This is a genomic window from Succinivibrio sp. (assembly GCF_045124615.1).
GTDB classification, from domain to species: domain Bacteria; phylum Pseudomonadota; class Gammaproteobacteria; order Enterobacterales; family Succinivibrionaceae; genus Succinivibrio; species Succinivibrio faecicola.
This window is the reverse complement of record NZ_JBGVMC010000335.1, coordinates 1-7,740: the sequence shown is the minus strand read 5'-3', so window position 1 is coordinate 7,740 and position 7,740 is coordinate 1. Positions and strand designations below refer to the sequence as shown.

The 7,740-nt window shown below is 33.3% G+C and carries 5 protein-coding genes; 2 read left to right on the top strand and 3 right to left on the bottom strand.

What is annotated here, in order from left to right:
• Positions 1 to 430: 430 nt before the first annotated feature.
• Both ACJML3_RS08920 and ACJML3_RS08915 read left to right on the top strand, forming a co-directional pair.
• Positions 431 to 2,053, top strand: coding sequence for an AAA family ATPase (locus tag ACJML3_RS08920; RefSeq protein WP_406022489.1), 1,623 nt, complete (start codon positions 431 to 433; stop codon positions 2,051 to 2,053).
• 76 nt (positions 2,054 to 2,129) lie between these two features.
• Positions 2,130 to 2,267: a hypothetical protein gene (locus tag ACJML3_RS08915; protein WP_406022487.1), complete on the top strand. Its 138-nt coding sequence runs from the start codon at positions 2,130 to 2,132 to the stop codon at positions 2,265 to 2,267.
• Between the two features lie 90 nt (positions 2,268 to 2,357).
• Here the strand turns inward: ACJML3_RS08915 and ACJML3_RS08910 are convergent, their stop codons facing one another.
• From ACJML3_RS08910 to ACJML3_RS08900, 3 genes are read right to left on the bottom strand one after another with little or no spacing between them, the layout of a single operon-like run.
• Positions 2,358 to 3,614: a glutamate-5-semialdehyde dehydrogenase gene (locus ACJML3_RS08910; protein ID WP_406022485.1), complete on the bottom strand. Its 1,257-nt coding sequence runs from the start codon at positions 3,612 to 3,614 to the stop codon at positions 2,358 to 2,360.
• 1 nt (position 3,615) lies between these two features.
• Positions 3,616 to 4,731, bottom strand: a complete 1,116-nt coding sequence (gene proB / locus ACJML3_RS08905) for a glutamate 5-kinase (protein ID WP_219937006.1) — start codon at positions 4,729 to 4,731, stop codon at positions 3,616 to 3,618.
• Between the two features lie 15 nt (positions 4,732 to 4,746).
• Positions 4,747 to 6,009: an alpha/beta hydrolase gene (locus ACJML3_RS08900; RefSeq protein ID WP_406022483.1), complete on the bottom strand. Its 1,263-nt coding sequence runs from the start codon at positions 6,007 to 6,009 to the stop codon at positions 4,747 to 4,749.
• Positions 6,010 to 7,740 lie beyond the last annotated feature (1,731 nt).

The following is a 7,740-nucleotide window of genomic DNA, read 5'->3' as shown; positions in this document are numbered from 1 at the left end:
AGCCTGCTGGACGCGGTGTTTGGATAGTAAAAGAGATCCCTAAGAAAACTAGAGATCTCTTTGATCTGTTTAAAATTGCTTACCCTAAAAAGCAGGTCAAAAATTAGTAACTATGACCTGCGGAGTTTAGGGTAAAATTTACAGATAACCGATTTAATTCAATAGCAATGAAAATAAACTTACTAAAACAGCGCCTTTTTTAAAGGAGTTCCTTTATTTTCTGCAAGACTTCTCTTTTTATTGTTAACAGTCTACCTTATTGAGCAGAGAAAACATGAATTATGCTTTTTTCGGTTACTCTTACTTTAAAGTGCCAACATAGCGATGATTCAAAATTTAGCCATAATCATAAAAATTATAGGGAAAAAATCTGATTGTTTAAACATAAAGGCTATAATTATCACAGTAATACATAATGTAGGTCGAATTCATGAAAATTATAGCTCAGTCTGAAAACATTGAAGATTTTTTAGATAGTGATTTTATTTATGTCGATAAGACTGAATATATTTACAATCTTGTTAAGAATTACAAGAGAGTTTTCTTTTCACGTCCTCGTCGTTTTGGTAAATCACTTACTCTAAACACCATAGGAACTCTTTTTGAAAAAGGTGTTGATCCGTATTTTAAAGGAACATGGATTTATGACAAATGGAATCAGGAAAAATATCCAGTTCTTCATTTGAGTTTTCTTGAATACTCAGCAACTGATTTAAATGCTTTCAAGAAAAGTTTATGTCAGCCGATTCGTGATTTTGCAAGACTAAACAATATTACAGACTATACCGACGACAATGAACCTTCTAATCTGATTAGAAATATTTTTACTGTTATGCAGGATCAAATGAGGATAGTTCTTCTAATTGATGAATATGATCGTCAGCTAACAGCAAATATTAATAATAAAGAGCTCTATGATAAGTTCAGGTTCTGTATCAGAGATTTCTATGGCGTGATTAAAGGAAAAAAGCAGATCAAATTCATGGCTGTAACCGGAGTAACCAGACTCAAGGATGAGTCTATTTTCTCAGTTGGATCAGATATTCTAGATTTAAGCTATGATCATTTCTTTTCTCAGATGATTGGTTTTACAAGAGAGGAGATAAGAAAATTTTATATTGATTATCTGAAGCTTGGTGCTAGCTATGAGAAAGGTGTAGATATTGATTCCGTAACAGATATTGATATTGAGCAATTCCTTGATAGGATTGCAGAGCATTATGATAGTTACTGCTTTGATAGAAAATATCATAACAAGGTATTTTCCACCTATTCCGTTAATAATTTTCTGCATAGTATAGTTTCCGATAAAGAAGTTTATTTCGGAGATTATTGGTACGATGTAGGAGGTCTTCCATCAATTCTTATGAACTATATGGAATCTCATAATCTGAATATAAACAGACTACTTAATTCAGAAATTGAAATTCCTTACAACGATTTTATGAACCCTACATCTCTCATTGATATCAATGAAAATGTTCTGATGTGTCAGACCGGATATTTAACTTTAAGATCTGAAATTGTGCCTGGTTATGACATAATCTTAGGTCCAGCTAACAGAGAAGTTAGAACAGCATTATTCCTTCTGCTAAGTTTAAAAATATTTGATACTAATAATTCTGCGTTTTCATTAAAAAACAGATACGTTTTTGAAAATGGCACTGTTGAAGATATTATTGCTCTGTTCAACGATGTCTTATCAACCTTATCATACGATAAATATCCAGTTGATAATGAGTCTGTTCTTAGAGCATTACTACAAGTATACCTTTTAGGTAGAAATCTTGATGTTAGAATCGAACAGCACAATTGTAAAGGCAGAAGCGACATTCTTGTAAACTTCTCTAAACGCAGAGTTGTGCTAGAACTGAAATACACTGTTAAAACAAGTGAAGAACAGCAAAAACTCAAGGATGCAGAACAGCAGATTATAGAAAAGAACTACGGTCTTGAAAATCTTCAAGACAGAGAACTATTACAAATTGCCTGCGTTTTCAATGGTGATAAGGACAAACGTCAGATCACAGTGTATAAGAAAGTTGATTTATAGTGAGATTCTTTCTACATTGAATCTATATAAAGTGACGCCTACATTAAACATATACAAATGATACAGTAAAGGAACAATGAATAATGTAATCCTATCTGCTATCGATATATGTGAAAGTTCAGCTATTACCTACATACAGATGTGCAGAATAGATAATGCAGAAAATGAGTACTATGATGAAAAATCTAAAAGTGACTTCGCAATGGTACCATAAAGTCCGATCCAAGATCGGACCTAATCAAATGAGTATGGATATATCGTAAAAGACCTACAAAATCATAGTCTATGATTCAGTTAATTGACCTTATTTACGGGTCAGATAGTCACCCTGACAGACATACTGATATGTTGTAAGCTCCTCAAGAGCCATAGGACCTCTTGCATGCATCTTCTGAGTAGAAATTGCAACCTCTGCACCAAGACCAAACTGACCACCATCAGAGAATCTTGTAGAAGCATTAACATATACACAGGCACTAGGTGCTGCTGATGCAAATAACTTTGCATTTGATGCTGAATCAGTAAGAATTGCATCAGAATGCTGGGCATTATGAACTCTCATATGCTCAATTACCTCATAGATATCATTTACAATGGTGATATTCATCTTCAGAGATAAGAACTCCTCAAAGAATGATTCATCATCACCTTCTTGTTTGTAAGGATAATCAGCAAGATATCTGTCAGCACCATTGTGAGTTACAAGAGTAACCTTTTTCTCTTTGAGTTTTTGACTGACTAAAGGAATAAACTGCTCTGCCACATCCTTGTGAACAAGCAGTGTATCAAGGCTGTTACATGCTGATGGTTTCTGTGTTTTAGCATTGAACACAATATCTGCACTCTTTAATAGATCAGCACTCTTGTCAACAAAAATATGAGAGATACCAAAACCACCAATAATTACAGGAATTGATGAATTCTCCTGACACATTCTTTGCAGTGCAACACCACCTCTTGGAATAATTAGATCGATATAGTCAGAGAGTTTTAGCATCTTTGATACAATTTCTCTGTCTGTATCAGATATCAGGCTAACACCATTAGGATCTAAACCTGCACTTTCTAAAGCCTTGACAATAATTGAATGTAAAAGAACATTAGTTGCAAGACACTCTTTACCACCACGTAAAATACAAGCATTTCCTGATTTAATACACAAGGCTGCAATATCAACAGTTACATTTGGTCTTGACTCAAAAATCACACCGATTACACCGAATGGTACTGACTTTTTAACAATCTGAAGACCACTTTCAACGGTCCTACCATCATAGATTCTGCCAACAGGATCTGAAAGCTTTACAACCTTTTCAACACCGCAAACCATTTCCTCAAATCTTGCTTTTGTAATGGTAAGTCTGTCTACTAAAGCTTCTGAGTAACCAGCCTTTTTGGCATTCTCTACATCTACAGCGTTTACAGAGAAAATTTTGTCTTCATTTTCTCGAAGGCTTTTTGCAACAGCTAAAAGAGCTGCATTTTTTGTATTAGTGTCTAAAAGACCATATGAGTATGATGCCTTTTTTGCATCCTTAGCAACTTTTACAATATCAAACATTTTATTTCACTATTACAAGATCGTCTCGGTGAATTGCAACATCACCATGAGTAAAACCAAGGATCTGCTCAAAAGCATCAGAATGCTTACCACAGATAAGATTTAATTCGTCAGATGAATAACGGGTAAGTCCTCTAGCTAGAACATTACCCTTTTCATCTGCGACTAAAACTGTTGCTCCGCGAAGGAAATCAGACTCAACTTTAACAATACCTTTTGGAAGCAGTGAAGAGCCTTTGTTCAGTAGTGCTTTGACAGCACCGTCATCAACAACGATAGTACCCTGTGCTCTTGTTGCAGTACTAATCCATGATTTTCTTGCCAGCACTGGTTTTGATGATGGTTTAAAGAAAGTACCTTCTCCTTTACCCTTTGCAAGAGCAAGAATTATTGAAGGTTCAGCGCCTGATGCAATGACAAGTTCAACACCTGCCTCTGTTGCAACTGATGCTGCCTTAATCTTTGTAGCCATACCACCAGTTCCAAGAGTTGTTCCAGATCCTCCTGCAATCTCAATGATGTGCTCATCAATCTTTTCAACACTGTTTATAAGTTTTGCATTCTTATCTTTTCTAGGATCGCCAGTGTAAAGACCTTTCTGATCGGTTAGCAAAATAACCTGATCAGCTTCAACTAGAACGCCTGATAAAGCAGCAAGATTGTCGTTGTCACCAACCTTGATTTCAGAAATTGATACAGCATCATTCTCGTTAATGATAGGAATTACTCCCATCTCAAGCATCGCAAAGAGGGTATCTCTTGCATTCAGATAACGCTCGCGGCTGTCAAGATCTGCTCTGGTTATTAGGATCTGACCTACCTTAAGATTGTAGATTGAAAACAGTTTTTCCCATTCTTCAATAAGCTTTACCTGACCTACTGATGCAAGCATCTGCTTGTATCTAACATCTTTTGGAAGATCGGGGTAACCTAAAAACTCACGGCCTGCAGCAATTGCACCAGATGAAACTAAAATCACCTGAGCTTTCTGCTCTATCAGTTTAGAAACGGTACGTACAATCTCAAGCATATGGGCACGATTCAAATGATTCATTCCACATGTAAGAGTACTAGTACCTAACTTGATTATTATGCGTTTGTTTTTAAGTGAGGTCATTTCCTGTCCTAAGATTTATTCACACAGTTGTTTTTTTAGAAACTGACATATTCCATCAAACATTATTTTATCGGTAATATCAGCAACACCGTTTTCATATTCATCTATCTGCAGATGCTCAAATGTCATACTCAAAAGAAGTTCATCCTGTTTTGTGACAACTGATTTTCTTGCGCATCCGACATAGGTGTCAAAATAACATTTTGTACCGGCACCGATAAGGCCCTGCTCCTTTAAGGAAAGAGCTTTTAGCTGAGGGATAACCGTATCCCATGAACTAGCATCAAGATCAAGACGATTACACAGAGATGATCTGAGGCATAAAGGGAATGATTTTAAAAGTGATGCATCTGTAAATACACTGTGTATATATGGGAACACAACGCACAAAGCTTTAATATCATCGCGTTTTAGAACAGCAGCTCTCATACATGATGTTGCAGCAAGTCTTGAACCTAATAGAACAATTTTTGTTGAATCCACATTATTAAGTGTTTTGACATGATCAATTGCACTTTCAGTAACTGCAGATAAATGTTCACTGAGTGTAAGCTTGTCGCACTCTCCTGTACCAGGAAGTTCTACAACAAAAATTGCAATTTTTTCCTTTTTAAAAAAGTTGTTATACATTCTGAAAAAGGAGGTTGGGCCAAATTCATAGTTGCAAACACAGATAACACAAGGAAAAACGCCGTTATATGAAGGAAGATGCAGATATCCTTTTACATCTTTTGAATCAACCTTGAATGTTTCTTCTTTGAGGTAACCAAGAGAATTATCCACCTTAAACATCTGCTTGTAGGTTGAACGGCTAAGTGCATCTGCCTGAAGAGCTAAAGTATCCCCCTTTAAATTAGGAAATGATGCAATGGAAAAATATCTTGAAGCCATTCTATAGTTATGACTTGCCTTATCATATTCGCGATTAGCCTCATTCTCATGAGCAAGATTCACTCTCTTTTGAGCAATTGAGCTGAATTCATAAATCCAGTTACCAGGACCATAGTCTTCAATGGTATCAAAGCATTCGCGGGTTCTATGGCCTTTTGCAACACTTATTTTAGAAAGAGCTTCATCAATATCAAGGGCATTTCCACCTGACAGAACCCATTCATATCTTAATAAAGGTCTGTAGAAATTCTTTGTAAAACCAAACGAATTATCCTGCCTAATAATTTTAGGCAAAGGACATCCTCCATTAGATATGGTGGATGTTTCCTTATATACAAACTTTGGTTTAAATAAGATCTCTGAGAGATTCTGTGATTCTTCAGCCATTAGATTAAATACCGTTACTGTGTCTTACAATTTTATACTAATAGCAAAAATAAATCACTTGTTACTTACAGATACGGTAATAAAAAACTTTAAGTCATCATTTTTGCTCTTTCATGTAATGCGTGGCATTTTGATTAACAGATAGTACATAGAAAGCAAAAAAAAAACATACTGATCTTACGTCTTATACACCATCCTAAAGGATGTTTTTTTACGACACCATTTGATAAAAAGCATATGAAGTTAAAAACAATCATATCAATTTGAAAATTAAAGATATTTTTCTAAAGATAAAAAAGTTTCCCACAAATAGAAATGGCTTTACATAGCACTTTTCCCACAAAAACAACCACATCCCACAGAGTTTCCCACAAAATTGTGGAAAAGTAATAATTCAAATAAATTCATAAAACAAAAAAAATAGATTAATGAATGTATAAATAATGAAAATTATAACTAAAGATAAAATTTTCATTTTTTCTAACTTACTGTTCTACAAAGAATAATTTTAATTAATTTTCTTTTGAAAATTTTTTCTATATATTTATTAGTTTTATTTAATACACTTTTCGTCAATACTATTAACTTTTATATTTATAAATCTGTAATTTTAAATTCCCACAACCAGAAGTAAAGAAATGCTATTTAATAAGGAAAATGACCAGTTTTATGGAAAATTAAAAAAAGTTTCCCACAACTGTGGAAAAAGAATTTTTGAGTTTCCCACAGGCATAAAATTTTAATTTAAAGTTTTGTTTCTTCACTATCATACTGTTTTATAAGTATTTTTAATTAGTAATAAATACTGATTAGGAAAAAATTTTGATATATACCAACTATTAGAAAAAAGTCAAAATTTTTATTCCCACAGAGTTTCCCACAGAAAATAATAAAAAATAAATATTATGTGTTTTTTTCAAATTTGTAATTAAGGGTATTTTTTTGCATGTTGACAGAAGCCTTATAAATTTTATTCTATTGATTTATAATAACATTTTCCTTATATACTTTATTTATTAAGCCTATATTCTCAAAAAACAAAAGTGGCTTAGCAATGCGATTTTTAATTTTTTGCACCATTTTTTTACTGCACAATCGCTCACAATTTTCAATAATTTATTATCCTATTGATATTCAAGAAAATAATTTATTAATTTTCATTTTTATTAAAGTTTCCCACAAGTTTGAGTTCGTGATTTTTAATAGGTTTCCCACAGTTTTCCACTCAATCCACAGAGTTTCCCACAGATTTTTTCCTCATTAATTTTCATTCCAGATTCTACATTTTTTTTACAATTCTGAAAGTGACATTTTTAGGCTGACATTTTTTATTCAAATGAAAATTAATTATTTTTTTTATTGATTTTGCTAACTTTTTCCTAATTCAAAAATTAACAAGTAACATTTTTTAATCAACATTTTTTCTTCTATTGTCATATCACTCTTTCTCATCTTTTTTGTTTTTATGAATTTTCCACAAAGTTAAACACAACAATATCATGTATAAATTTTTCAAATAATCTGACAAAACGTTATGAGCATTTCATTTGTGATAGAATTTTGTCATTAAATTTTTTAGAGATATAACCGTGAATCAGACAACAGCTAACAATCAGAAAAAATCAAAACTACTAAAATCAGGTGCTGTCACTGCATCAGCTACTTTCTTGTCAAGAATACTTGGTATGTTCAGAGATATCGCTATAGCATCTGTGCTTGGTGCATCCTTAT

Excerpts from the sequence above, each read along its gene's own strand:
- ACJML3_RS08910 (WP_406022485.1), bottom strand. The coding sequence starts at position 3,614 with ATGTTTGATATTGTAAAAGTTGCTAAGGATGCAAAAAAGGCATCATAC.
- ACJML3_RS08915 (WP_406022487.1), top strand. The coding sequence starts at position 2,130 with ATGAATAATGTAATCCTATCTGCTATCGATATATGTGAAAGTTCAGCT.
- ACJML3_RS08900 (WP_406022483.1), bottom strand. The coding sequence starts at position 6,009 with ATGGCTGAAGAATCACAGAATCTCTCAGAGATCTTATTTAAACCAAAG.
- ACJML3_RS08920 (WP_406022489.1), top strand. The coding sequence starts at position 431 with ATGAAAATTATAGCTCAGTCTGAAAACATTGAAGATTTTTTAGATAGT.
- proB (WP_219937006.1), bottom strand. The coding sequence starts at position 4,731 with ATGACCTCACTTAAAAACAAACGCATAATAATCAAGTTAGGTACTAGT.